Annotated in this window: 25 protein-coding genes; 3 read left to right on the top strand and 22 right to left on the bottom strand. The window is 48.5% G+C overall.

Going from position 1 to position 24,737, the window contains the following annotated elements; translation table 11 throughout:
- Positions 1 to 7: 7 nt before the first annotated feature.
- From atpG to mioC, 12 genes are all read right to left on the bottom strand, one after another.
- A complete protein-coding gene (atpG, locus tag PRUB_RS17295; RefSeq protein ID WP_010384875.1) occupies positions 8 to 868 on the bottom strand; it encodes a F0F1 ATP synthase subunit gamma in 861 nt (286 codons plus the stop codon).
- A gap of 52 nt (positions 869 to 920) precedes the next feature.
- The gene (gene atpA, locus PRUB_RS17290) at positions 921 to 2,462 is read right to left on the bottom strand and encodes a F0F1 ATP synthase subunit alpha (protein ID WP_010384874.1); all 1,542 of its coding nucleotides are present in this window, start codon (positions 2,460 to 2,462) and stop codon (positions 921 to 923) included.
- Between the two features lie 14 nt (positions 2,463 to 2,476).
- Positions 2,477 to 3,010: a F0F1 ATP synthase subunit delta gene (gene atpH / locus PRUB_RS17285; RefSeq protein WP_010384873.1), complete on the bottom strand. Its 534-nt coding sequence runs from the start codon at positions 3,008 to 3,010 to the stop codon at positions 2,477 to 2,479.
- Between the two features lie 15 nt (positions 3,011 to 3,025).
- Positions 3,026 to 3,496: a F0F1 ATP synthase subunit B gene (gene atpF / locus PRUB_RS17280; RefSeq protein ID WP_010384872.1), complete on the bottom strand. Its 471-nt coding sequence runs from the start codon at positions 3,494 to 3,496 to the stop codon at positions 3,026 to 3,028.
- Positions 3,497 to 3,545: 49 nt separating this feature from the next.
- Complete coding sequence (atpE, locus tag PRUB_RS17275; RefSeq protein ID WP_008222392.1) at positions 3,546 to 3,779, bottom strand: F0F1 ATP synthase subunit C; 234 nt, start codon at positions 3,777 to 3,779, stop codon at positions 3,546 to 3,548.
- A gap of 66 nt (positions 3,780 to 3,845) precedes the next feature.
- Positions 3,846 to 4,703 (bottom strand): F0F1 ATP synthase subunit A, encoded by an 858-nt coding sequence (atpB, locus tag PRUB_RS17270; protein WP_010384870.1) that lies wholly within the window; start codon positions 4,701 to 4,703, stop codon positions 3,846 to 3,848.
- A gap of 16 nt (positions 4,704 to 4,719) precedes the next feature.
- A complete protein-coding gene (locus tag PRUB_RS17265; RefSeq protein WP_010384869.1) occupies positions 4,720 to 5,100 on the bottom strand; it encodes an ATP synthase subunit I in 381 nt (126 codons plus the stop codon).
- A 138-nt stretch (positions 5,101 to 5,238) separates the two neighbouring features.
- Positions 5,239 to 6,192 carry a ParB/RepB/Spo0J family partition protein gene (locus PRUB_RS17260; RefSeq protein WP_010384868.1) on the bottom strand — a complete coding sequence of 318 codons (954 nt, stop codon included), beginning with the start codon at positions 6,190 to 6,192 and terminating at the stop codon, positions 5,239 to 5,241.
- A 15-nt stretch (positions 6,193 to 6,207) separates the two neighbouring features.
- Positions 6,208 to 6,993 (bottom strand): ParA family protein, encoded by a 786-nt coding sequence (locus tag PRUB_RS17255; protein WP_010384867.1) that lies wholly within the window; start codon positions 6,991 to 6,993, stop codon positions 6,208 to 6,210.
- A 14-nt stretch (positions 6,994 to 7,007) separates the two neighbouring features.
- Entirely contained in the window at positions 7,008 to 7,628 is a 621-nt protein-coding gene (gene rsmG, locus PRUB_RS17250; RefSeq protein ID WP_010384866.1) for a 16S rRNA (guanine(527)-N(7))-methyltransferase RsmG, read from the bottom strand.
- 16 nt (positions 7,629 to 7,644) lie between these two features.
- Positions 7,645 to 9,534: a tRNA uridine-5-carboxymethylaminomethyl(34) synthesis enzyme MnmG gene (mnmG, locus tag PRUB_RS17245; protein WP_010384864.1), complete on the bottom strand. Its 1,890-nt coding sequence runs from the start codon at positions 9,532 to 9,534 to the stop codon at positions 7,645 to 7,647.
- 436 nt (positions 9,535 to 9,970) lie between these two features.
- Positions 9,971 to 10,417, bottom strand: a complete 447-nt coding sequence (gene mioC / locus PRUB_RS17240) for an FMN-binding protein MioC (protein WP_010384863.1) — start codon at positions 10,415 to 10,417, stop codon at positions 9,971 to 9,973.
- 630 nt (positions 10,418 to 11,047) lie between these two features.
- On the opposite strand from mioC, the gene PRUB_RS17235 reads away from it, so the two are divergent.
- Entirely contained in the window at positions 11,048 to 12,610 is a 1,563-nt protein-coding gene (locus tag PRUB_RS17235; protein WP_010384862.1) for a serine hydrolase domain-containing protein, read from the top strand.
- Between the two features lie 38 nt (positions 12,611 to 12,648).
- Here PRUB_RS17235 and mnmE read toward each other — a convergent pair whose 3' ends face one another.
- Positions 12,649 to 14,013: a tRNA uridine-5-carboxymethylaminomethyl(34) synthesis GTPase MnmE gene (gene mnmE, locus PRUB_RS17230; protein ID WP_010384861.1), complete on the bottom strand. Its 1,365-nt coding sequence runs from the start codon at positions 14,011 to 14,013 to the stop codon at positions 12,649 to 12,651.
- A gap of 97 nt (positions 14,014 to 14,110) precedes the next feature.
- Here mnmE and PRUB_RS17225 point away from each other — a divergent pair, with 97 nt between their 5' ends.
- On the top strand, positions 14,111 to 16,261 hold the full coding sequence (locus PRUB_RS17225) for a winged helix-turn-helix domain-containing protein (protein ID WP_010384860.1): 2,151 nt from the start codon (positions 14,111 to 14,113) through the stop codon (positions 16,259 to 16,261).
- On the opposite strand, the gene PRUB_RS17220 is transcribed toward PRUB_RS17225, so the two are convergent.
- The 9 genes from PRUB_RS17220 to rpmH form a co-directional block, all read right to left on the bottom strand.
- Entirely contained in the window at positions 16,256 to 17,017 is a 762-nt protein-coding gene (locus tag PRUB_RS17220) for a TlpA family protein disulfide reductase (RefSeq protein WP_010384859.1), read from the bottom strand. The two genes, PRUB_RS17225 and PRUB_RS17220, sit on opposite strands and share 6 nt — an antisense overlap.
- Positions 17,014 to 17,487, bottom strand: coding sequence for a TlpA family protein disulfide reductase (locus tag PRUB_RS17215; protein WP_010384858.1), 474 nt, complete (start codon positions 17,485 to 17,487; stop codon positions 17,014 to 17,016). Before PRUB_RS17215 ends, PRUB_RS17220 begins: the two co-directional genes overlap by 4 nt.
- A 15-nt stretch (positions 17,488 to 17,502) precedes the next feature.
- Complete coding sequence (locus PRUB_RS17210) at positions 17,503 to 18,174, bottom strand: cytochrome c biogenesis protein CcdA (protein WP_040644637.1); 672 nt, start codon at positions 18,172 to 18,174, stop codon at positions 17,503 to 17,505.
- A 129-nt stretch (positions 18,175 to 18,303) separates the two neighbouring features.
- Positions 18,304 to 18,888: a cytochrome c biogenesis protein CcdA gene (locus tag PRUB_RS17205; RefSeq protein ID WP_198452370.1), complete on the bottom strand. Its 585-nt coding sequence runs from the start codon at positions 18,886 to 18,888 to the stop codon at positions 18,304 to 18,306.
- A gap of 129 nt (positions 18,889 to 19,017) precedes the next feature.
- Positions 19,018 to 19,701: a bacteriophage T4 gp5 trimerisation domain-containing protein gene (locus tag PRUB_RS26810; protein WP_479687550.1), complete on the bottom strand. Its 684-nt coding sequence runs from the start codon at positions 19,699 to 19,701 to the stop codon at positions 19,018 to 19,020.
- A gap of 65 nt (positions 19,702 to 19,766) precedes the next feature.
- Positions 19,767 to 21,440, bottom strand: a complete 1,674-nt coding sequence (yidC, locus tag PRUB_RS17200) for a membrane protein insertase YidC (protein ID WP_010384855.1) — start codon at positions 21,438 to 21,440, stop codon at positions 19,767 to 19,769.
- Positions 21,441 to 21,448: 8 nt separating this feature from the next.
- Positions 21,449 to 21,781 (bottom strand): membrane protein insertion efficiency factor YidD, encoded by a 333-nt coding sequence (gene yidD, locus PRUB_RS17195; protein WP_081694294.1) that lies wholly within the window; start codon positions 21,779 to 21,781, stop codon positions 21,449 to 21,451.
- Positions 21,782 to 22,051: 270 nt separating this feature from the next.
- The gene (gene rnpA, locus PRUB_RS17190) at positions 22,052 to 22,501 is read right to left on the bottom strand and encodes a ribonuclease P protein component (RefSeq protein ID WP_010384853.1); all 450 of its coding nucleotides are present in this window, start codon (positions 22,499 to 22,501) and stop codon (positions 22,052 to 22,054) included.
- A 7-nt stretch (positions 22,502 to 22,508) separates the two neighbouring features.
- Positions 22,509 to 22,643 (bottom strand): 50S ribosomal protein L34, encoded by a 135-nt coding sequence (gene rpmH / locus PRUB_RS17185; protein ID WP_010384852.1) that lies wholly within the window; start codon positions 22,641 to 22,643, stop codon positions 22,509 to 22,511.
- A gap of 681 nt (positions 22,644 to 23,324) precedes the next feature.
- Here rpmH and dnaA point away from each other — a divergent pair.
- Complete coding sequence (gene dnaA, locus PRUB_RS17180) at positions 23,325 to 24,728, top strand: chromosomal replication initiator protein DnaA (protein WP_010384851.1); 1,404 nt, start codon at positions 23,325 to 23,327, stop codon at positions 24,726 to 24,728.
- Positions 24,729 to 24,737 lie beyond the last annotated feature (9 nt).

Genomic DNA, 24,737 nt, shown 5'->3' with positions numbered 1-24,737 from the left:
CGAAGCGTTACACGGCAGCTGAACCAGATACAATCTCACTGATTTCTTGTGTGATTGCAGCCTGACGCGCCTTGTTGTATACCAGCTGTAACTCATCAATCAGGCCACCTGCGTTATCTGTTGCGGCTTTCATCGCAACCATACGGGCAGCTTGCTCAGAGGCAGCATTCTCAACTACACCTTGGTAAACCTGAGACTCAATAAAGCGCACTAGTAGTGTCTCTAGAATCGCCTCTGGGTTTGGCTCATATAAGTAATCCCAAGCGTGAGCTGATACTTCTTCTTCAGCTTTTGGCAAAGGTAATAACTGATCGATAACAGGCTCTTGCTTCATTGTGTTCACAAAGTTGTTGTACACAACGAATAAGCGATCAATTTTGCCTTCTTCGTATGCTTTTAGCATCACTTTAACAGGACCAATTACGTCCTGAACGGAAGGCGCATCTCCTAACCCGGCTTTTTTGGCTTCTAGCTCGCCGCCAAAACGCTTAAAGAAACCGGCAGCTTTGCCGCCCAGGGTGGCAAATGTTGCATCAACACCCTTTTCTTTCCACGCTTTCACGTCTTTCGCTACATACTTAAACTCGTTCGAGTTCAAGCCGCCACAAAGACCACGGTCAGTAGAGATAACGATGTAACCTACTCGCTTCACCTCACGTTCAATTAAGAACGGGTGTTGGAAGTCAAGGTTAGCCTGAGCAATACGACCGATCACTTTGCGTAAGTTTTCAGCGTATGGGCGGCTGGACGCGACGCGTTCCTGTGCCTTCTTCATTTTAGAAGCGGCAACCATCTCCATTGCGCTGGTGATCTTCTGAGTATTCTTGATACTCCCGATCTTGCTTTTTATCTCTTTTCCGCTGGCCATGACTCTTTCTCCGAATCTGGGTGAGTAGTTAACTACTCACCTTCATAACACATTACCAAGTTTGCGTAGACTTGAACTTCTCTAGAAGTTCTTTCAGCTGCGCTTCGATCTCGGCGTTGTAGTTACCAGTTTCATTGATTTGAGTCATTAGCGCTGCGTATTCGCTTTTCGCGAATGCGATTAGGCTTGCTTCAAAATCAAGTACTTTGTTGATTTCGATGTCTTGCAGGTAGCCTTTCTCAACAGCGAATAGAGACAGAGACATGTCAGCAACAGACATTGGTGCGTACTGTTTCTGCTTCATTAGCTCTGTTACGCGCTCACCGTGCTCAAGCTGGGCACGTGTTGCATCGTCAAGGTCAGAAGCGAACTGAGAGAACGCCGCTAGTTCACGGTACTGAGCTAGCGCTAGACGGATACCACCACCTAGTTTCTTAACGATTTTAGTTTGCGCTGCACCACCTACACGAGATACCGAGATACCAGCGTTAACTGCTGGACGGATACCTGCGTTGAACAAGTCAGTTTCTAGGAAGATCTGACCGTCGGTGATTGAGATAACGTTGGTAGGTACGAATGCAGAAACGTCACCACCTTGAGTTTCAATGATTGGCAATGCCGTCAATGAACCTGTTTGACCTTTCACTTCACCATTGGTGAACTTCTCAACGTAATCAGCGTTAACACGTGATGCACGCTCTAGAAGACGTGAGTGAAGGTAGAATACGTCACCTGGGTATGCTTCACGGCCCGGTGGACGCTTAAGTAGTAGTGAGATCTGACGGTAAGCAACAGCTTGCTTAGACAGGTCATCATATACGATTAGCGCGTCTTCACCACGGTCACGGAAGTATTCACCCATAGTACAACCAGAGAACGGTGCCAGGAATTGTAGTGCAGCAGACTCAGATGCTGATGCAACAACAACAATGGTGTTCTCAAGAGCGCCGTGCTCTTCTAGTTTACGTACTACGTTAGCAATGGTTGAAGCTTTCTGACCAACCGCAACGTACACACACTTAACGCCTGTGTCTTTTTGGTTGATGATAGCATCGATAGCCAGTGCTGTTTTACCAGTCTGACGGTCACCGATCACTAGCTCACGCTGACCACGACCAACTGGGATCATAGAGTCGATAGACTTATAACCAGTTTGTACTGGCTCGTCTACTGATTGACGCTCGATTACGCCCGGTGCGATTTTTTCAACTGGCTCAAAACCATCGTTGTCTACCGCGCCTTTACCGTCAATCGGCTCACCTAGTGTGTTTACAACACGACCTAGCAGACCACGGCCTACTGGTACTTCAAGGATACGACCTGTTGATTTAACTTTTACGCCTTCTTTAAGGTCTGCGTATGGACCCATTACTACCGCACCTACTGAGTCGCGCTCAAGGTTCAATGCGATAGCATAACGGTTGCCAGGAAGCTCGATCATCTCACCCTGCATACAGTCAGCAAGACCGTGGATGCGGATGATACCGTCGGTAACAGATACGATAGTACCTTCGTTACGCGCTTCACTTACAACTTCAAACTGCTCAATGCGTTGCTTGATCAGTGCAGAAATTTCTGTGGAATTAAGTTGCATGCTCTTTTTCCCAATTACGATTGTAGCGTCGTCACAAGACGATCTAACTTGCCGCGAATAGAGCCGTCAATGACGGTATCGCCAGCTTTAATGACCAGACCACTTACGATGGTTTCGTCGATGCTACAATTCAGCTTAACTTTGCGTGCGAAACGTTTCTCAAGTGCCGCGACCAATTTTGCTTGCTCTTCTTCGGCAAGCGCTGCTGCTGAAACGACGTTAACGTCGATTTCTTTGTCATAGTCTGCTTTAAGTTCAGCAAACAAATCTGCAACAGCTGGAATGGCGGCTAAACGCTCATTTTCGGCCATCAGCTTGATAAGATTTTGGCCTTGTTCGTCGAGTTGCTCAGCGCATAGCTTGATGAATACATCAGACTGCTCTGCTTCGGTAGCAATGCCACCCAGTAGCAGCTGAACCTGTTCATCGCGGGCCACCTGGCCTGCGAAGAACAGCATTTCATTCCAAGCTTCAACTGTGCCTTTCTCAACGGCAAGTTCAAAAGCCGCTTTAGCGTATGGGCGAGCGATAGTAGTCAATTCAGACATGCTCATACCCTCTACTTAAAGCTCAGCGACAAGTTTTTCAACGATGTCACTGTGTGCGGCTTGATCGATTTCACGCTCTAAAATCTTCTCTGCACCAACCACAGCCAGAGTCGCTACTTGTTGACGTAGCTCTTCTTTCACGCGGTTGCGCTCAGATTCGATCTCAGAGTGTCCCTGAGCAATGATTTTCTCACGCTCTTGCTGACCACGAGTTGTCTCTTCGTCAACAATCAGCGTTGCACGCTTTTTAGCTTGTTCAATGATTTCGCTAGCTTGAGTTTTCGCTTCTTTCAGTTCTTCAGCAGCTTTTTCGCGCGCTTGCTCAAGATCTTTTTCAGCTTTGTCAGAGGCAGCTAATCCATCTTCGATTTTCTTCTGGCGAGCTTCAATCGCACCATTTAGTGGTGGCCATACGAACTTCATACAGAACCATACGAAGACCACAAATGCGATTAATTCACCTATTAGAGTGGCGTTTAAGTTCACGACCGCTCCTCCTTACTTGACAGTTGTTCGTTTCAGGTATTTTGCAATATTAAAGAGCGAACAACATGTACATAGCGATACCTACACCGATCATTGCAACGGCATCGATAAGACCAGCTAGGATGAACATTTTAACTTGTAGTTGAGGCGCAAGCTCAGGCTGACGAGCACATGCTTCTAGGAACTTACCACCCATGTTACCGAAGCCTAGTGCAGTACCGATTGCACCAAAACCGATTAGTAGAGCAACAGCGATAAGTTTAATAGCAACTGCGATTTCCATTTTTATCTCCAAAGTTTCAATAGTAAATTAAAGTTAAAGTTTAAAAAATTCTTTTATTTCAGCTAATTAGTGGCTTTTTGTGCTAGCCATGCTGAGGTAAACGATGGTCAGCATCATAAATACGAATGCTTGCAGTACGATTACCATGATGTGGAACACAGCCCATACAAAGTGCAGTGGAAGCTGCATCAGGCCGATTGCACCAATCAGGATGAAGATCATCTCACCCGCATACAAGTTACCGAACAAACGCAGTGCCAGCGAGAAAGGCTTAGCAACCAATGCGATTGTTTCAAGTAGCAAGTTACATGGGATAAGAATCGCCATCACTAATTTGTTCTTAGAGCTGAACGGGTGAAGCGTAAGCTCAGCAATGAAGCCGCCCAGACCTTTGATACGAATTGAATACCCGATCATCAGAATAAATACGCCCAATGCCAGAGCAGCAGTCATATTCACGTCTGTGGTCGGTACAATCTTCATGTAAACATCATGTGGGTCCATACCAAATGCTTGCTCACCAACGAAGCCAGCGAAAGCAGGTAGGAAATCAACTGGAACCAAATCCATCAAGTTCATTAAGAACACCCAGACAAAGATAGTCAGGGCCAAAGGCGCGATCAGTTTGCTGTTGCCATGGTAAGTGTCTCGCACGTTATCACCAACGAGCTCAACAACCATTTCAATAAAGCACTGGAATTTACCAGGAACACCTGTGGTGGATTTTTTAGCGGCACTTCGGAAGATCCATAAGAATATAAGACCTAAACCGATGGACCATGCGAGGGTATCTATATGCCATGTCCAGAAACCACTGTCCGCACATGCTTTATTGAAGGCCAGACCGGCATCGGTCGAACACATCTTGGCATTGGTCAAGTGGTGCTGAATATGGCTCGATAGAGTCACTTCTTCTGCAGCCATTGTTTTATCCTAAAAGTTAATGATTAAAAAAAATCAGAACCAACCATTGTGTCAGCATCACCAGCATATAAGTGCCGAAAAACGGCAGCATGACGACTGAAAAGTGCTTAAAAATGAGCGCAAAAAGCACAACAGTTAGCAAAAATTTTAATCCGTTTCCTCGTTTCAATGAGGAATACACTTGATTTGCCTTACTGGCACCCATAAATCGGAATGCATAAGCGGCAAATACAAAATTAGGGAGTACCAGCACCGCACCGCCAGCCAACGCCGACAAGCCTGCTTCCACTCCCCAACCAATAAAAACTATTACTGCAGCAATGATAGCTACGAGACCCTGATACAAAACACCTTTTAATGCGGCACGCCGATATGGGCTTGCTAACGAATGAGTCACTTATAATTAACCTTAATGACGCTAAATTTTATCAGGGCTAGAAAACTGGCGAAATTATACTTATTTCTGCTCAATTTGCAACTTGACGAGACGAAATGTAACGCTTTTCGAGCGCCCATTTCGCCTTAAAAGGTAAGATTACGAGGGTTGTTGAAAATCGGGCTGGATACGCCCCAAAATTCCGTCTAATTCATCTAAATTTGCATAAGAAATCACCAGCTTACCTTTGCCTTTTTGGTTATAATTTATCTCCACTTTGGCCCCAAGGTTTTCTGCCAGTTGTTGCTCAAGCAGTTTAACGTCCGGATCTTTCTCTTTTGCTGGTTTTTTCTCCACTGGCTCTAGCATAGCACGCACCAGCTTCTCGGTTTCACGGACCGTTAGCCCTTTAGCGACCGCGGTTCTGGCCGCTTCCGATTGCTGCTCACCGGTCAGTGCCAGTAAACAACGGGCATGACCCATTTCAATATCACCATGTTCCAACAAGATTTTTACATCATCATTGAGATTATTGAGACGAAGTAAATTGGTCACTGTGGTACGAGACTTGCCTACGGCGTCAGCAACTTGTTGATGCGTCAGTTCAAACTCGTTCAGTAATCGGTCGAGAGCAACCGCTTCTTCCATGGCATTAAGATCTTCACGCTGAATGTTCTCAATCAACGCAATGGCCACTGCGGCTTCATCTGCAACATCTTTGATGATACAAGGCACCACATCCAGCTCAGCAAGCTGCGCAGCGCGCCAGCGTCGTTCACCGGCAATGATTTCGAATTGGTTTTCAGCGACCGGGCGCACCACTATCGGTTGCAATACACCTTGTGCCCGGATCGAACTGGCAAGTTCTTCAAGCGCCTGCTCAGACATGTCCTTGCGCGGCTGATACTTACCACGTTGCAAATACTCGATGGGCAACCGTTGTAATTCCTGATCGGTCACCTCATGACTTTGCGTCGTCTGCTCGGGTTCAACGGCACGCTCGGTGCCCTGGGTTTGTGTGACTTCAGGCTGAGCAGGTTGAGGCGCAGCAGGTTTTGCTGAACTCAACAGGGCATCCAGACCTCGACCCAAACCGCGTTTTTTCACCGACATTATTTTTTCTTCCTCTTAGGCAACAGCTGCTGCTTGTTTTTCCTGACGGCGGAGCATTTCTCCGGCCAGTGCCAGATAGGCTTTGGCACCACTGGATGCTCTGTCATAGTACATCGCTGGCGCACCAAAACTCGGCGCTTCTGCCAGACGCACATTGCGTGGGATCACCGTGCGGTATACTTTTTCACCAAAGTGCTGTTTCAGCTGTTCAGATACATCATTCGCCAGGCGGTTACGTGGATCGTACATAGTACGCAAGATCCCCTCAATCTGTAAATGTGGATTGACCAGCTTAGAAAGCTGCGTGATGGTATCCATCAGCGCCGTTAGTCCTTCCAGTGCATAATACTCACACTGCATAGGCACCATAACAGAGTCAGCCGCCGCCATTGCATTAACCGTCAACATATTCAACGAAGGCGGGCAATCAATAAAAATAAAATCGTACTGATCCAGCACCGATTCCAGTGCATTACGCAAGCGCACTTCGCGAGCGAACAATTCCATCAACTTAACTTCAGCCGCGGTCACATCACCGTTGGCAGCAATTAAGTGGTATTCGCCGGACGTTTCTTTACTGATCACGTCCTGAATGGGGGTCTCTTCGATCAAAAGATCGTAAATGGTTGCTACTTCGCCATATTTGTCAACACCGCTGCCCATGGTCGCATTGCCTTGTGGATCCAGGTCAATCAGCAGGACCTTGCGTTTGGTCGCAGCCATGGAAGCTGCCAGGTTAACTGCAGTGGTGGTTTTTCCCACACCGCCTTTTTGGTTTGCGATCGCAATGACTCTAGCCACTATGTCCTCGAATACTAGTCTTTTTTCAGAATGATTAAATGACGTTCACCATCCAGCTCGGGGACCTGTAAACTAATATCACGTTCCAGAGTCACACCGGCAGGCAGGCTATCCAGTTCCTGCTGCGGAAACTGACCTTTTAATGCCAGAAAGCGGCTTTCGTCATTGACCAGATGTCCACACCACTGAACCATATCCTGCAAAGAGGCAAATGCACGGCTCAGCACACCGTCTAATTTAACACTTGGCTGATATTCTTCAACACGAGACTGAACCGGTGTGACGTTTTCCAGTCCAAGCGCATGTTTTACCTGGGTTAAAAAACGTACACGCTTACCAAGGCTGTCGAGCAACACAAATTGTGTATCGGGCAGGGCGATGGCCAGTACGATCCCGGGTAATCCCGGTCCGGTGCCCACATCGATGTAATTTTTGCCGTTCAGGTGAGGCGCAACGACTAACGAGTCCATGATGTGTTTAATCATCATTTCTTGCGGATCGCGCACTGAGGTCAGGTTGTAGGCTTTGTTCCATTTATCGAGCAGCCCGACATAATCGACGAGCTGCTGCTTTTGTTGTTCAGTTAGCGTGATGTCCGTACGGGCTAACAGGGCTGTAAGTTGTTCTAATAACACAGTCTTCCGTTTGTTGTTACGCTGACTTGCGTAACAACCCTTGCTTCTTCAGATACACTAATAATAGCGAAATAGCAGCAGGGGTGATACCAGAAATGCGAGACGCCTGGCCGATTGTTTGTGGTCTGGCTTCTGACAGCTTAGCCACCACCTCGTTAGACAGACCGCTGACCTGAGCGTAATCGAACTCAGCCGGTAACAGCGTTTCTTCGTGACGCAGTTGTTTATTGATCTCATCCTGTTGACGCGCAATATAGCCGGCGTACTTAGTCTGGATCTCAACTTGCTCCAGCGCCTGAATATTATCCTGTTCGCTGGCCAACCCTTCAATCTGCATCAGTGTGTTATAACTGACTTCCGGACGACGGATCAGATCTTCTAAACTGGCTTCACGGGTCAATGGCGACTTCAGCAATTCATTCACCTGCGCCAGTGCCGGGTGATCTTTGTGGATCCAGGTATTACGCAGTCGCTGCGTTTCCTGCTCCATCACTTCTAATTTGTTGTTGTAAGCTGCCCAGCGCTCATCATCCACTAAACCCAGTTTGCGACCTTGTTCGGTCAGACGCAGATCGGCGTTGTCTTCACGCAACAGCAAACGGTATTCTGCACGGCTGGTAAACATGCGATACGGTTCTTTGGTCCCTAAGGTTGCCAGATCGTCAATCAAGACACCGGTGTATGCCTGATCGCGACGTGGTGTCCAGGCATCCAGACCCTTAACTTGTAAGGCAGCGTTCATACCGGCGATTAAGCCTTGTGCGCCGGCTTCTTCGTATCCGGTGGTGCCATTTATCTGGCCCGCGAAGAACAGACCATTGATGAATTTGGTTTCCAGCGACTGCTTCAGATCCCGAGGATCAAAGAAGTCATACTCGATGGCATAGCCCGGACGACAGATGTGCGCGTTTTCAAACCCCTGAATTGAACGCACGATCTCCAGCTGAATATCAAACGGCAAGCTGGTGGAGATCCCATTTGGATACAGTTCGTAAGAAGTCAGCCCTTCTGGTTCAACAAAGATCTGATGCTTCTCTTTATCAGCGAAACGAACGATCTTATCTTCAATAGACGGACAATAACGAGGCCCAATTCCTTCGATCACACCGGCATACATAGGTGAGCGATGCAGATTTTCACGGATCACGTCATGGGTTTTCTCGTTGGTATACGTGATATAGCAAGGGATCTGTTGTGGATGATCCGACGCTTTACCCATAAATGAGAATACCGGCGTTGGCGTATCACCTGGTTGTGCCTGCATCACTGAAAAATCAACAGTGCGTGCATCAATACGAGGTGGTGTGCCTGTTTTCAGTCGATCAACACGGAAGGGCAGTTCACGTAAACGCTGTGCCAGTGCAATTGACGGTGGATCGCCTGCACGGCCGCCTTTAAAGTTTTCCAGACCAATGTGGATTTGACCACCGAGGAAAGTACCGACGGTCAATACTACCGTTTCAGCACTGAAGCGCAGTCCCATTTGGGTAACTACGCCTTTCACCCGATCCTGTTCAACGATCAGATCATCACACGATTGCTGAAAGATCTTCAGGTTTTCCTGATTTTGTAAGGTATCCTGGATTGCCGCTTTATACAGAATGCGATCTGCCTGAGCACGAGTAGCTCGCACAGCAGGGCCTTTAGAAGAGTTTAGAGTACGGAACTGGATCCCGCCTTTGTCGATCGCTTTGGCCATTGCACCACCTAAAGCATCGATCTCTTTAACCAGATGACCTTTTCCGATCCCGCCGATCGCTGGGTTACAGGACATCTGTCCCAGGGTGTCCATATTGTGTGTTAACAATAAGGTATTCATGCCCATACGTGCTGCAGCTAATGCTGCCTCAGTACCTGCATGACCACCACCAACAACGATAACGTCAAAATGTTCGTGATAAATCATTTACGGGATCCTACTTAAAAACAACCAGCAAATTTCGAAAGGGTGCGTATTCTACCCAGAAAAACGCAGAAGTGAAACGTTTAAATTTTAATCAGGGTTAAAAGGATCACTTAAATATATATAAGGATCTTTTTAAAGATCTTTATTAGATCTTACTATTAGATCAGCCCGGATCTGTGAATAACGATGTATTCCTTATTTGATCCAAAGAGTTAGTTCAGATCATATGGTGTGAATTAGATCGGATCATCACGATGAAAAGCTTTGATCAAAGTGGCTATTTATTCACAACCCAAGATCCGATGAAAACTATCCAATGGATAAGTATGCGTAGATCCGCAGTTAGATCAAAGGTTATCCACAATGCGATCTATGAAAGAGCCATTTTGTGAATAACTTCTGTGTAAAAGATCTTATCGCTGATCCGTATATCAGATTAACACGCCTGATCCAGTTGCTGTTTTAATGTGGGCAACCAGGCGATGGCGGCATCTTCCGGCAGTGCTTCATCTTGTACATCGATCTTTAATACCGGTAAAAGCTGCTGTGCGCCTTTATCTGATAGTAGCTGCGCACAGTTACTGGCGGCCAGATTAAAGGTGTCATAGCTTGAGTCGCCGATACCCACTACGGCAAATTGCACATGGCTCAGATCTTCATGATCAGTCAGTTGCTCTATAAAAGGCAGCAGGTTATCCGGATAGTCGCCGGCGCCATAAGTCGATGTGACCACCAGCCACACTGAATGCTGACAGGCACTCAGGTCCGGTTGTTCATGCAGTTGTGTGTTGAATTCACTGGCATCAAGCTGCTCGGCAAGCTGTTCTGCAACGTACTCTGCGGAGCCCATTTGGCTACCTATGATGATCTCAATATTGCGCATGCGGCGTTAGATCCTGATTACTGACTCTGAGCGTATCCGCGACATCTTAATGACCTTCACAGAGAAGTAAAGTCTTGATCTAAGTTTGGGATAAAAAAATCTAGCACAATAAGTAGTCAAAATGCCACGATCTATAATAATGTTATAATAATCAGTAGCTTAATAAATTATTCCAAATGCTAACTCGGTGTGCTTGTTGTGGATAAACCGCGAGTATCCTGATGCTTTTTGGGGTTATCAGGCCTTATAGAAACGGCTGTAAAGGGGTATAAATCAGCACAGTTTTTAGCTTGTGGATAGATTCTGGTGGATAAGACGATCTGAGCGTCTTTTCATGATAAGAAAGAGGATCTATAAAGTTTGATCTATATAATGAAATAATCTAAAAAATGGCGATCTTTTTCACATAACAGCAAGGATCGGGTGATTGGCACGTCTGTTTGTGTTGTGCAGCCGCTTTAAATGTCGGTGTGTTGCGAGTAATTTGGCGCGCCAGAGTCCTGGTTGCCACACCAATGTTCCTTTATGAAATACATATATTGACAGAAATGTGCGGTTTTTCATCAATTTCTCACAGTTTGCAGTGTGCGCTGAGCATAACCTAGGCGCAGTTTTCAAAGGAGCAAACGGATGAAATCACTCAACTTGGGCGCTGCGCTGATCTGTATTGGCGTGCTGAGCGCATGTGTTAGCCACAATGAACGACCGACTATTACCATTGAGCAACCAGCACTGACGGCCATCGCGATGACTCAGGTGACGCTGGCAGCCAGAGTCACTGATAAGGATGATAACCTGAAATCAATCGCCTGGCGTCAGGTCTCCGGGCCGGATGATGCCGTGCTGCATGTAGCGGGTGATCAGGCACAAAGTATCGATGTACACCTTCCCACAGCCGCCGGCGAATATACTTTTGAGATCACTGCCAAGGATGAGCTTGATGTCTATCAGAGCAAACGTTTCACTGTGGTCGTAAAGTCGCTGCAGGAAACTGTTTTTGTGCAACTTGATGATTTGTTATTGCAGGTTTATGAAGCGGATAAGGCCCTGATCCCAGGCATCCAGGCCCTGATAGATTTCAATCAGGATGGGATTGTCTGGCGAGGTGCAGCAGGCTTTCGGGATGCACAGCAGACTCAGGTGTTAAAGACGGATACGCCGTTTCGCATTGCCAGTATTTCGAAGTTATTAAGTGCAGCAGTGACCTTTTCCATGATTGACGATGGACAATTTACGCTGGATACGCCAATCACGGCGCTGATCTCGCCAGAGGATATGCCACCGGGTTATGGCATCGAGGACTTGCATGTTGCGCAGGGTGTTAAACGCGGGGGATCACTCACGATCCGGCAACTATTAGATCAAAGTACCGGGATCCGTGATTTTATTTCTTATTTGCATGACCCGTTAGCGCCTGATACACGTTCATTTATTGCGGCATTGCAAGGCGGTGAAGACGATATTCCGGCGCTATGGCATTCGGATCTGCTCATTGCCGATCTGCTTGGTCGTGGTTTAACACAAAACCTGGAGGCTATGCCGGGAGAAAAGCACCTGTATGGCAACAGTAATACCGATTTACTCGCCTGGGCACTGGAAAAGCACACCAAAAAGCGCTTTGAGCAGCTGTTATATGAGCGTGTATTGCAGCCGCTCGGTATGGACAACACCTATATGGACCGGCATGAACCGATGCGAGGTTCTGAGCAGATGGCGCACCATTACTTTTATATTCCTGAACACGAGGAGATCCCCCCTGAATTGAGTGGCAATCATAATGTAGTTGCACTGGGGGTGAATACCTCTTTTGCCTGGGCTGGCGGCGGAATGGTGTCCACACTGGATGATCTCAATGTGTTTATGACAGCGCTTCATCAGGGGCATTTGGTTGAGGATCCTCAGTTACAATCGGAAATTGCCGAGCACTGGCTGAGTGAAGTGCCTGAAGAGGGCGTTCAGGAGCATTATGGCCTGGCGCAGGAGCGGTTTGATTTTGAGGGCTATTCCACAACCGGACATTCCGGGTTCTGGGGCACTAACGCAACATTTGTTGAGCCGCTGGCGATCCGTATGGTCACAGCAAGTCATCAGGTATCTGCTGAGAGTTTTTATGAATTCGAGCAAGCAGCCATTGCGTTATTTCACGAACTGGGCATAAAAGGCGTGGCGCCGCTCACCAAAGATACTCAGTGACGGCAGAGTGAGACGCACCTCAGCGGTGCGTCTTAGTATTATTTGCCGATACAGAAAGAGCTGAAGATCTTACCCAGCAGGTCGTCGGAGGTGAATTCACCCGTGATCTCATTGAGATGCTGCTGGGTCAGACGCAGTTCTTCAGCCAGGATCTCGCCGGCTATGTGCATTTCCAACTGAGTCTGGCCAATCTCCAGGTGCTCTGCGGCACGTTCCAGCGCATCGAGGTGACGACGGCGCGCCATAAAGCCACCTTCGGTTGCGCCGGTAAAGCCGATACAGGCTTTGAGGTGTTCACGCAACAGGTCGATCCCTGTACTGTCTTTGGCACTGAGGCGGATCAGGGCATGACCATGATCGTGACTGGTACCGGTTTGTTCACCACTGAGGTCAACTTTATTGCGGATCACTGTGATGTCCATGCCCGCAGGCAGTTGCTCAATAAACTCCGGCCAGATCCGGGCAGGATCGGTTTCATTGGTTTCGGTGCCGTCAACCATAAATAGCACGTGATCGGCGGCGCGGATCTCATCCCAGGCACGCTCAATACCGATTTGTTCTACTTTATCCGGACTGTCGCGTAGGCCAGCGGTGTCAATGATGTGCAGCGGCATGCCATCAATATGGATATGTTCTCTCAGTACATCGCGGGTGGTACCAGCAATATCGGTGACAATAGCAGCTTCACGGCCTGCCAGCGCATTGAGCAGCGAGGATTTACCTGCGTTTGGGCGACCTGCAATCACCACTTTCATGCCTTCACGCATGATACTGCCTTGCTTGGCCTGTTGGCGCACCACACTGAGCTGCGCGATGATGGCTTTCAGGTCACCAGCCACTTTGCCATCAGAGAGAAAGTCGATTTCTTCATCCGGAAAGTCAATGGCCGCTTCCACATACATGCGTAAATGGATCACTTGCTCCACCAGCGCGTTGATATGTTTTGAAAAGTCACCTTGCAATGAATGCAGGGCACTTTTCGCTGCTTGCTCGCTGGTTGCATTGATCAGATCGGCAATGGCCTCGGCCTGAGTCAGATCCAGCTTATCATTCATAAATGCGCGTTCAGAGAATTCACCGGGTTTGGCGAGTCGTACGCCCTCGACCTGGCTGATCTCTTTAAGCAGCATGTCCAGCACCACCGGACCGCCATGGCCCTGAAGCTCAAGCACATCTTCGCCAGTAAAGGAGTTCGGGCCTTTAAAGAACAGTGCAATGCCCTGATCTAGTTGCTCTCCCTGAAGCGTCTGGAATGGCAGGTATTCCGCATAGCGGGTTTTTGGGCATTTTCCGAGTATTTTGTGTGCAACCTGCTCAGCCAGAGTACCTGAAATACGAATTATGCCGACGCCGCCCCGACCCGGTGCGGTTGCCTGCGCTGCGATGGTGTCTTGTGCGATCATTATGACCCTTGAAAGCAAACTCTAATTATCGCTAAGTGTACAGCAAACGCGCGCTGTGAGGTATAGTAGAGGCGGTTCAGATATAAGGATATCCACTGTGGTTGCTTTCGCTCAGTTTCACTTTGATGCAGATAAACAGATATTAAGTCATGGGCAACAAGTTGTGTCATTACGGCCTAAAGTTGCTCAATTACTGCAGTTTCTATTGGCCCGGCCACAGCAAGTGATCGCGCGTGAAACGTTACTGGATGCTTTGTGGCAACATGGTGAGTATCGTGATGCAGCACTGACGCAAAGTATGGCTGAGCTGCGCCAGGCACTGGGAGATGATGCACAGCAGCCGAGGTTTATCCGCACCGTACCGCAGCGGGGCTATCAGTGGATCTGCCCACTTACTCAAGTGAACCGCAACAAGCGCTGCATGATATGGGCGACTTTTCTGAGTATCGCGCTGTTGATTACCGGGGGAGTTATTGGTTATGTCAGTCAGTCAGCGCCCAAGCTTGTTATGGCGCAGGAGGCGCGACCTGCTTTGACCATTTTGCCGCTGAACAATGATACCGAGGTGGCCGCCAATGCCTGGTGGGGGTATGCATTGCATGGAGCACTGACGGCACGCTTGCAATCTGACTATCAGCTTGTCCCGCCGGCGCAGCAGACAGAGGCGAATAATAACAGACAGATAGCGCTCACCTTGTCCCGTCAACAACAGCGCTATGTACTGACCATCCACACCGCACGGCAACAGCATAAGATAGTGGTTGAGCAGCTGGATATGGCGTTTGACAGCGTGGCGGATCAGGTCATTGCTGCACTGAACTTATTACCTGATGGCCACGCCAGCCAGACCCGTCTAAGTGAGACTGCATCCCAGGACTATTACCGTGGCTTGCAGGCCCTGGACGAACAAGGCAGCAGACTGGCAAAGTCTTATTTTGAAGCCGCCCTGACTCAACATCCGCAGCACCAGGCTGCGCAGCTTGAATTGGCCCGCATCACCTGGCAACAGGGAGAGCTGGCAGAGGCCAGAGCAGTGTTTAGCGGCATGGACCTGAGTAACGCGGCGCCTGCAATCAAGGTGCGTTATTATCTGTATCAGGCAGAATTCAGCAAGGCACAAGGTCATTATGCTCAGGCACTGGCTGATGTGCAGCTGGGGCTGGACCTTGCACAGCGTCATCAACTATTGGAGCAGCTGGCTACGGCATATCAGTTGCAGGCCGATCTGCTGTGGTTAGATCAACAGTGGGATGCACACAGTAAGGCGCTGAACTCGGCATATGCCCTGATTGGCAGCCGCGCACTGGCTTATCAGGATGCGCAGCGCGCATTTTATCTGGCTAACCCGCCTGTTGCCGGGCCTGAAGAAAAGCGCTTACTGGACCTTCAAAGCAGCCGAGAGGTGTTACACAATACAATCACCTACTATCGCCAGTCGCCGCAACGTTTGTTGCTGGCACGCGCTTTGTTTGCTTATGGCCAGAACTATCTGGTGCCAGTCTCTGAAAGTGAGCCCAGCTTATTGGAAGCGCTGGAGATTGCATCTAGTCTGGGTGAAGACTATCTAAGAAAGCAAATACTTACTTACCTTGGGTTCTATTATATTCAGCTTCACCGAGGGGATGAGGCCCTGGCATATCTGGCGCAGGTTGAGCCTGAACCACAGTGGCTTCCTCAATATGAATTACACTGGTTACTACGCGGTATGGCGATCATGGATGGGGCGCTCACCCAAAGTGGCGCGCCGGAGCTGGCCAGTGCCATTGAGACATTTGAACAGCTGCTGGCCTGGGATAAGGTCTCTGTAATGACCGCAGCACATGCTCAGTTGATGCTGGGATGGAGTCTGATAAGGCAAGGGGAGCTGGCACAGGCTGAAGCACATGTCATGCAGGCACAGGCAGTGTATCAGCGGCTGAATCTGGCTGATACGCTGAGTTATACCCGTTATACCCAGATGTATATCCGTTTATTGCGCGGTGATGCTGAGGCTGCACTGGCCGTGATAGCCGATCCACACAATGCCAGTCATCTTGAGCTCTTGTATGGCGCGGCGGCGGCCTGGTTCGTTCAGGACAACACTTTGTCATACCAGTTGAGTGAGTTGCTTGCTGCGCGTGAGCACAGCGATGCCCTGATGGAGCAGCTGAGTCAGATCAGGGCAGGCTCAGAGCATACTTTCCAGTTAGTCAGTACAATCCTGGATAAGCCTTATAGCGTTTATTGTCAGAGCAGCTGGGCACTATAAGGGAAAAGACGGTACCCGGTTAGCCCGGTAAATCACTTTACCTTGTTTGTTTTGCACCACCCAGTAGGGCAACTCGGTCACCGCAAAGTAGCGAAACAGCTGATTGTGACTGTCGAAGAGTACCTCATGATTCACTTTGAAGCGCTGTTGGTAGGCGCTGACCTGAGCTTGATCGACATAAAACGGCTTGATCACGCTTACCACCGGGTAATTAATCTGCTCTGACAGGCGGTTATTTTGTGCGATCCTGCGCTCACAATCCGGTATATGCTGAAATGGGCACAGGCTGTCACTGAAGAACAATACCCGAAAACCAGCACCGGGCTTGGTGGGATCAAAGCGCTGCCCGGACAAGGTATGGAGTGGCTCTTGTCGTGGAGTTGTGTCCATGAGGGCCGTTGCTGGCAGTGTACCCAGTGCTTCTCGTTGTTGCACTTGATCCTGTTCAACCACCAGCCGATAAGGGGTCTGCCTGACGCCATAGCGGATCGCCAGTTGATTATGGGTATCGATTTGCAGCCTGGCATAGCCCGGAAACAGGGCGGTAAACTGCTCCACACTGGCTTGATCTATGTTGATGTCCGGGTGAATGAAGCGGCGCTCTATACCCGACTGTTGAGGGGGTAAGGCGGTTTGCTGTATATACTCATCCCAGATGGTAATAAATATATATTCAATGGGTGCAGCGGTTGTTGGCTGGCTGAGTATGAGCATGGCCAGGCTCAGCAATAGGGTGATCGGGTTTAGCAATTTCATGGCTGTACTCCTGATAATGTTGCCAGATGTTGTTTAAGCTCATCGGTCAGCAGGGCGCTGCGATAAATCTCTGTGCCATTGGCATCGAGTAAAATGTGTTGAGGCGTACCCGTGACCCGATACTGACGTGTCATGTCACCAGTGGCATCGAACACCACAGGAAATGGGTAGTCATGGCGCTTTATATAGGATTTGATACCCTGAATGGTCTGGTTAAAGCCCACATTCACGGCTATGACCTGGTAGCGGCCCTGACTTTGTTCATAGGCTTGTTGAAGGTGAGGCATTTCTTCAACGCAGTAAGCGCACCAGGTAGCCCAAAACTTCAGATAAGTCATCTTCCCTTTACTTGATATCGGCTGGCCTTGCAATGTATCAGCCTGTAAAGGGGGATACGATTTGGCGGTGGCCGTGACTGAGAGTGCCAGCAGCATGATGCCTGTGAGGGTTGTCGTCATGATGTTCTCCATAATGGTTTCCTTGCGTTATAGCCAGCTCTTGCCAGCCTGAATAAGAAAATACTGCGCCATGAGCAGCAGAAGCAGTGCGCTGGTGGTGGGGATATGCGTGAGCCAGGCACCCGCGCGGGGCAAACGAGCCAGAAACTGACTGCTCAAGCCGGCCAGCAGCAACAGGCTGCTCATACCCAGGGCGAAACTAAATAGCAGCAGGGCACCAAAAAGCAGCTGCCCGCTGGTGGCAACAAACAGCAATAAGCCCCCTAGCACCGGAGAGGTGCACGGCGCTGCGACCAGCGCACTGGTCATGCCCATCAGCAATGGACCCTGCGTGCCCTGAAACCTCAGACCTGGTATCTGCGGGAAAGTCAGCCACCCTTTATTCACCAGCGCCAGATAAATGAGCACATTGGCAAAGCCAACCTGTACCCAGGGGTTGGATGCAACCACACCAAACAAGCCGCCACTCCAGGCTGCGATGCCACCCAGCAGTGCGTAGATTGCAGCAAAGCCGAGACAATACTGAAGCGGTGCCAGTGTTTGGGTGCGATATCGGGTGAGGGTGGCCAGCGTAATGGGCAATAGAGGATAGACACAGGGTGTAAAGCTGGTCAGAACGCCACTGAACAAAGCCAGAGGCAGCAGCCACCAGCTGAGGTGTGCGGTGTGTAATGCGTCTAACAGAGGGAGGTCAAACATAGTGTGCTCGTTAAGTTGTAAAGTGTGCGCACAGCTTGCAATGCTGACGTCGATCCCCCTATCAAAGTGACCTAAAATCATCCTCAAAATTTATCAACATCTTGATTCTAATGATTAAGCTGAAAGAACTTAGTCACCCGCGCGGGGCAAACGAGCCAGAAACTGACTGCTCAAGCCGGCCAGCAGCAACAGGCTGCTCATACCCAGGGCGAAACTAAATAGCAGCAGGGCACCAAAAAGCAGCTGCCCGCTGGTGGCAACAAACAGCAATAAGCCCCCTAGCACCGGAGAGGTGCACGGCGCTGCGACCAGCGCACTGGTCATGCCCATCAGCAATGGACCCTGCGTGCCCTGAAACCTCAGACCTGGTATCTGCGGGAAAGTCAGCCACCCTTTATTCACCAGCGCCAGATAAATGAGCACATTGGCAAAGCCAACCTGTACCCAGGGGTTGGATGCAACCACACCAAACAAGCCGCCACTCCAGGCTGCGATGCCACCCAGCAGTGCGTAGATTGCAGCAAAGCCGAGACAATACTGAAGCGGTGCCAGTGTTTGGGTGCGATATCGGGTGAGGGTGGCCAGCGTAATGGGCAATAGAGGATAGACACAGGGTGTAAAGCTGGTCAGAACGCCACTGAACAAAGCCAGAGGCAGCAGCCACCAGCTGAGGTGTGCGGTGTGTAATGCGTCTAACAGAGGGAGGTCAAACATAGTGTGCTCGTTAAGTTGTAAAGTGTGCGCACAGCTTGCAATGCTGACGTCGATCCCCCTATCAAAGTGACCTAAAATCATCCTCAAAATTTATCAACATCTTGATTCTAATGATTAAGCTGAAAGAACTTAGTTGTGAGACTGTGAGACTGTGAGACTGTGAGACTGTGAGACTGTGAGACTGTGAGACTGTGAGACTGTGAGACTGTGAGACTGTGAGACTGTGAGACTGTGAGACTGTGAGACTGTGAGACTGTGAGACTGTGAGACTGTGAGACTGTGAGACTGTGAGACTGTGAGACTGTGAGACTGTGAGACTGTGAGACTGTGAGACTGTGAGACTGTGAGACTGTGAGACTGTGAGACTGTGAGACTGTGAGACTGTGAGACTGTGAGACTGTGAGACTGTGAGACTGTGAGACTGTGAGACTGTGAGACTGTGAGACTGTGAGACTGTGAGACTGTGAGACTGTGAGACTGTGAGACTGTGAGACTGTGAGACTGTGAGACTGTGAGACTGTGAGACTGTGAGACTGTGAGACTGTGAGACTGTGAGACTGTGAGACTGTGAGACTGTGAGACTGTGAGACTGTGAGACTGTGAGACTGTGAGACTGTGAGACTGTGAGACTGTGAGACTGTGAGACTGTGAGACTGTGAGACTGTGAGACTGTGAGACTGTGAGACTGTGAGACTGTGAGACTGTGAGACTGTGAGACTGTGAGACTGTGAGACTGTGAGACTGTGAGACTGTGAGACTGTGAGACTGTGAGACTGTGAGACTGTGAGACTGTGAGACTGTGAGACTAAGCAGGCATTATCACAGGCATAAAAAAACGGCCCGTGGTGGACCGTTTTTATCGTATGTGCAATTGGTAATTAACCGCGGACCTTCATGCCCTTTTTCTCCATGCCACGATAGATATATAGCATCTGGGCAATTGAGATCAGGTTAGAGACCAGCCAGTACAGTACCAGACCAGACGGGAACCAGATGAAGAACACTGAGAAGATAACCGGCATCCAGGTCATCATCTTCTGTTGCATCGGGTCTGTGACCGTCATAGGTTGCAGCTTCTGAGTCAGGAACATACTGGCACCAAACAGGATAGGCAGTACATAGTATGGGTCTTTTGAAGACAGGTCAGTCAGCCACAGCATAAACTCGGCATGACGCAGCTCTGTTGACTCCAGGAATACATAAAACAGCGCCAGGAAGATAGGCATTTGTAGCAACAGCGGGAAGCAGCCACCCATAGGGTTTACTTTTTCCTTGCGGTACATCTCCATCATTGCCTGACCAAATTTCTGACGGTCATCGCCATAACGCTCTTTCAGTGCCTGCATTTTTGGTTGCAGCATACGCATTTTAGCCATTGAGGTATATTGCGCTTTAGTGAGCGGGTAAAGGAATGACTTAACAATAATGGTGATCGCAATGATGGCCAAACCCCAGTTGCCTAATCCACCGATGTTAATATCAAACAGACCAAAGAATGACCCTTCGCCAGAATATAAGAACTTCAATAGTTCAAGCAGAGGCTGAGAAATAAACCATAACCAACCATAGTCGACCGTCAGATCCAGATCTTTTTGTAAAGCTTCCAGCGCATCCATGTCTTTTGGACCCATGTAATAAGTCGCGGTGAGCTGCGCGGTACCATTGCCCTGAATGTTTGTCGCTTCGCCTTTCACACCTATGATGCTGTTGTTATTGCGCAACGAGCTGTAAATGGTGTTGTTTGTTGTCTGACCAGGTACCCAGGCACTGACAAAGTAGTGTTGGATAAAGGCGATGTAACCACCCTGGGTGTTTTTGTTCAGGTTCGCTTCGGCCATATCAGAGAAGGAGTATTTCTCGTAAGGCTCATCACTGGTGCCATAAGCTGCGCCCAGGTAAGTCTGGTCAACCATGCTGCCTTTTTCCTGCACTGTGCGCTTGATTTGCGTATACAGTTGCACTTGAACCGGGTCGGCAGTTGAGTTGGTCACATCGTATTCCAATGCCACATCATACTGACCTGGTTTGAAAACATAGGTCTTATTGAACTGAACACCTTTGCTGTCGACAAAGGTCAGCGGCACACGCAGTTCATCACCGTTCAGTGTGTAGCTGGTTTGTTCGCTTTGATAGACCGGGCGACCCTGACTTGATGCATCCGGACCATTCAGACCGATCAGGCCGCTTTGTGCGAAGTATTCTTTGCCTTCGAACTCACCCAATAGCAGGTAAGGTTGATCGCTGCCATGGGTTTCAGCGTGCTGTAGTAATTTCGCCTCGACGATGTCACCACCACGGGTGTCAATTTTCACTGCCAGTACATCGGTGGTTACCGAAATGACTGAGCGAGTAGCCACAGTGGCCTGCATTGGCACATCAGCCTGACTGGAAGCCGGTACGTCGGCCTGGTCATTGTTTGCGGGGCCGGCCACTTGTTGTGTGACGGCACTGGTATCAGCATTGGCTGCGGTTTGTTCCTTTGACCACTCAGTAAAGAGTAAAAAGGAAACCAGCAGCAAGCCGATAAATAAAAACGTGCGTTGCGATTCCATAACAGCTCTTATTTCTCGTGTTGTTTATCTTGCGTTGATTTAGCAGGCACGGGATCAGACCCACCTGCACTTAAAGGGTGACATTTTAATATGCGTTTAAGCGCTAACCAACTCCCTTTTGCAATTCCATGTAAATTAATTGCCTGGATTGCATAATGAGAGCAGGTCGGAGTAAAACGACAGTGTGGTCCCAATAGCGGACTGATAAAGCGCTGATAAAAACGGATCACACCTAACAGCAGTGTTTTGATCAGTGTCTGGCATACTCTGAATGGCCACCGGATCCACACTTTACATTGCTGCACTATGCGCGATGAGGCTGTGGGGGAGGTGTGATTCATGATGATGCCGTCAGACTGATAACCAATCCCGAAAAAGTAGCGGGTAATTGGCGATTAAAAGGTGAGCTAACTTTACCTTATCGGGGTCAAAATAGCCATTGAGCCCAATGCGATTTTAGCGAATTCACAGTAAGTTGAACTCGATTAATTGCAGGCTATATTGGCTTATAATGAAAACGAATCGCAGTTATTGTGCAAACTGAGCGAGCAGAGCAATCTGGTAAAAACGCAATGGACTGGTATGTGAAGACAGAATAATCCCGTCAGTGCCTATTTGTCGTTCTGTTTAGATTGTTTCGGGTGGTGCTGCTTAGATGCTGGGCGCTTTTTACCTGGACGTTTACGAGGTGGCGGCTTAGGCGCACCGGGTTTACAGCGTTCATTTACTTTACGCCATAATTTTGCCAGTTGTTTACTGAGCTCTTCATTTGACTGATCGTCAACGCCTGTTTTTACCATCAGAACAATATCAATATTGTCCAGCTTATGGCGGTTTAAGCGAAAGCTTTCACGGGCAAGACGTTTAATGCGATTGCGTTGGCAAGCTTTTTTACAGCGCTTTTTAGCCACAGTGAGTCCCAGACGTGGATGTCCGGCATCATTGGGTTTTGCTAAGAGTGTAAAATAAGGGGTTGCTGCGCGAGCGGGGTCGTTAAAAACTCGGGAGTAATGCGAGGGAGTTAACAGACGTAACTCCCTGCTGAAGCTAAAGTCTTCCACTTATATATTAAGCAGAAAGTACTTTACGGCCTCTAGCACGACGACGCGCTAGTACTTTACGGCCATTCTTCGTTGCCATGCGTGCACGGAAACCGTGAGTACGCTTGCGTTTTAGAACGCTAGGTTGAAAAGTTCTTTTCATAACTAATCCATCCGATCGGTTAAAGTTTAAAACATCCTATGCAGGTCGCGATCCTGGCACAGGTGCCATTGCGAGCGCGAGATATTAATGCCGCGGCGTAGGAAAGTCAATCATAATCGCGCCATCAAGCATAGATTTTAGCCATAAATAACAAAAAACGGTCATTCTGGCGGTTATCCCCTGAGGTAAACGCCCCGCATTATACCTTTATACTATATAGAGTGGGATCAAAATCCGTAGATTTAGCGATCCATTTCGCTCGTTCAGATCGGATCCGATCTGTGCATGCAGGTGTGATCAACTTAGATCGGATCAAAATGAGGTTTTCCACACAGCTTGGGTGAAAAGTGGCAACATCCTCTGGAAAACTTAAAATGATCGTGTTTTTTAGATGAGATCTTGGTGTATTTTTGCTAAGATCAGTAAACAGGGTGAAAAATAAAATCCCAACAAAAACAATTGGATGCATTTGTTTCTAGGAAAGATCCTGATTTTTAAAAAAGTCAATATTGATGTTGTGGATAAGATCCCCTCATAATACCCGGCTTCCACCTATGTATTTATGATAACAAACAAGCATTTCCGTCGATCCTTTGGATTAGCTGTGTATAACCTTGTTGGTAAATCTGGCAATATCCTTGGTTTTTATGTACGGGAATATTAACTATTTCGGAGTGCGACGTGTATCTGTCGGTTTGGCAAAGTTGTTTATATGTTTTGCAGGATGAGCTGCCTTCTCAGCAGTTCAATATGTGGGTGCGACCACTACAAGCAGAAAGTACCGAAGATACCTTGACCATCTATGCGCCAAATCGATTTGTTTTGGACTGGGTGAGAGAAAAGTATTTAAATCGCATCAGTGAGTTACTGACTGAGATCTGTGGCGATGAAGCGCCTGAGCTGCGATTTGATGTAGGTAGTAAACCGATTGGCGCAGTGAACAGTGCACCAACCTCAAGCGAGAGTAGTCAGAGTACGCAAACTGGTGCTGTGACTAAGCCGGCTGCCTCATCGGCGGGCGCGCCCAGCTCGGCTAAAGTAGAACCGGCCCCTAAGTCTGGGGTGAAGTCCAATATTAAAGAAAACTATACCTTCGATAACTTTGTTGAAGGTAAGTCGAATCAGCTTGCGAAGGCAGCTGCAACTCAGGTTGCCGACAACCCTGGTTCTGCGTTTAACCCTGTGTTTATTTATGGTGGAACAGGTTTAGGTAAAACCCACCTGTTACATGCAGTGGGCAACGGCATTATTGATAAAAAACCAGATGCCAAGATTGTCTACATGCATTCTGAGCGTTTCGTTCAGGACATGGTTAAGGCATTGCAGAACAATGCGATTGAAGAGTTTAAGCGTTATTACCGCAGTGTTGATGCGCTGATGATCGATGACATTCAGTTTTTTGCCAATAAAGAACGTTCACAGGAAGAGTTCTTTCATACCTTCAATGCATTACTGGAAGGCAATCAGCAGATCATTTTGACGTCGGACAGATATCCGAAAGAAATTGAGGGCGTTGAAGATCGTCTTAAGTCTCGATTTGGCTGGGGCCTGACGATTGCGATTGAGCCACCAGAGCTGGAAACGCGGGTTGCCATCCTGATGAAGAAAGCGCAGCAGAGTAATATCAATTTGCCTCACGAAGTGGCATTTTTCATTGCTAAGAAATTGCGCTCTAACGTCCGTGAATTAGAAGGGGCTTTAAACCGGGTGATTGCCAATGCCAACTTCACAGGCCGGCCGATTTCCATCGAGTTTGTAAAAGAAGCACTTCGTGACCTGCTGGCATTACAAGATAAGCTGGTGACCATCGACAATATTCAGCGTACCGTTGCCGAGTATTATCGTATTCGTGTTTCAGATTTGCTATCGAAACGTCGTAGTCGCTCGGTTGCCCGACCCAGGCAAGTTGCTATGGCGTTGTCTAAAGAACTGACTAACCACAGTTTGCCTGAGATTGGTGATGCTTTCGGCGGGCGTGATCACACCACTGTGTTGCATGCGTGTCGTAAAGTGAAAGCACTGCGTGACGAAAGTCACGAAGTAAAAGAAGATTATCAAAACCTGATCCGAACATTGTCGTCTTAAGGGCCTAGT

It is taken from the genome of Pseudoalteromonas rubra (assembly GCF_000238295.3).
GTDB classification, from domain to species: Bacteria; Pseudomonadota; Gammaproteobacteria; order Enterobacterales; family Alteromonadaceae; genus Pseudoalteromonas; species Pseudoalteromonas rubra.
This window is presented reverse-complemented; position numbering and strand designations above follow the sequence as displayed.

Bases quoted from the DNA above. Each gene is read 5' to 3' on its own strand.
- atpB (WP_010384870.1), bottom strand. From the start codon at position 4,703: ATGGCTGCAGAAGAAGTGACTCTATCGAGCCATATTCAGCACCACTTG.
- PRUB_RS17210 (WP_040644637.1), bottom strand. From the start codon at position 18,174: ATGTTTGACCTCCCTCTGTTAGACGCATTACACACCGCACACCTCAGC.
- atpG (WP_010384875.1), bottom strand. From the start codon at position 868: ATGGCCAGCGGAAAAGAGATAAAAAGCAAGATCGGGAGTATCAAGAAT.
- PRUB_RS17220 (WP_010384859.1), bottom strand. From the start codon at position 17,017: ATGAAATTGCTAAACCCGATCACCCTATTGCTGAGCCTGGCCATGCTC.
- PRUB_RS17215 (WP_010384858.1), bottom strand. From the start codon at position 17,487: ATGGAGAACATCATGACGACAACCCTCACAGGCATCATGCTGCTGGCA.
- PRUB_RS17205 (WP_198452370.1), bottom strand. From the start codon at position 18,888: ATGTTTGACCTCCCTCTGTTAGACGCATTACACACCGCACACCTCAGC.
- mnmG (WP_010384864.1), bottom strand. From the start codon at position 9,534: ATGATTTATCACGAACATTTTGACGTTATCGTTGTTGGTGGTGGTCAT.
- atpE (WP_008222392.1), bottom strand. From the start codon at position 3,779: ATGGAAATCGCAGTTGCTATTAAACTTATCGCTGTTGCTCTACTAATC.
- atpH (WP_010384873.1), bottom strand. From the start codon at position 3,010: ATGTCTGAATTGACTACTATCGCTCGCCCATACGCTAAAGCGGCTTTT.
- mioC (WP_010384863.1), bottom strand. From the start codon at position 10,417: ATGCGCAATATTGAGATCATCATAGGTAGCCAAATGGGCTCCGCAGAG.
- atpA (WP_010384874.1), bottom strand. From the start codon at position 2,462: ATGCAACTTAATTCCACAGAAATTTCTGCACTGATCAAGCAACGCATT.
- mnmE (WP_010384861.1), bottom strand. From the start codon at position 14,013: ATGATCGCACAAGACACCATCGCAGCGCAGGCAACCGCACCGGGTCGG.
- PRUB_RS17235 (WP_010384862.1), top strand. From the start codon at position 11,048: ATGAAATCACTCAACTTGGGCGCTGCGCTGATCTGTATTGGCGTGCTG.
- rpmH (WP_010384852.1), bottom strand. From the start codon at position 22,643: ATGAAAAGAACTTTTCAACCTAGCGTTCTAAAACGCAAGCGTACTCAC.
- yidD (WP_081694294.1), bottom strand. From the start codon at position 21,781: ATGAATCACACCTCCCCCACAGCCTCATCGCGCATAGTGCAGCAATGT.
- yidC (WP_010384855.1), bottom strand. From the start codon at position 21,440: ATGGAATCGCAACGCACGTTTTTATTTATCGGCTTGCTGCTGGTTTCC.
- PRUB_RS17260 (WP_010384868.1), bottom strand. From the start codon at position 6,192: ATGTCGGTGAAAAAACGCGGTTTGGGTCGAGGTCTGGATGCCCTGTTG.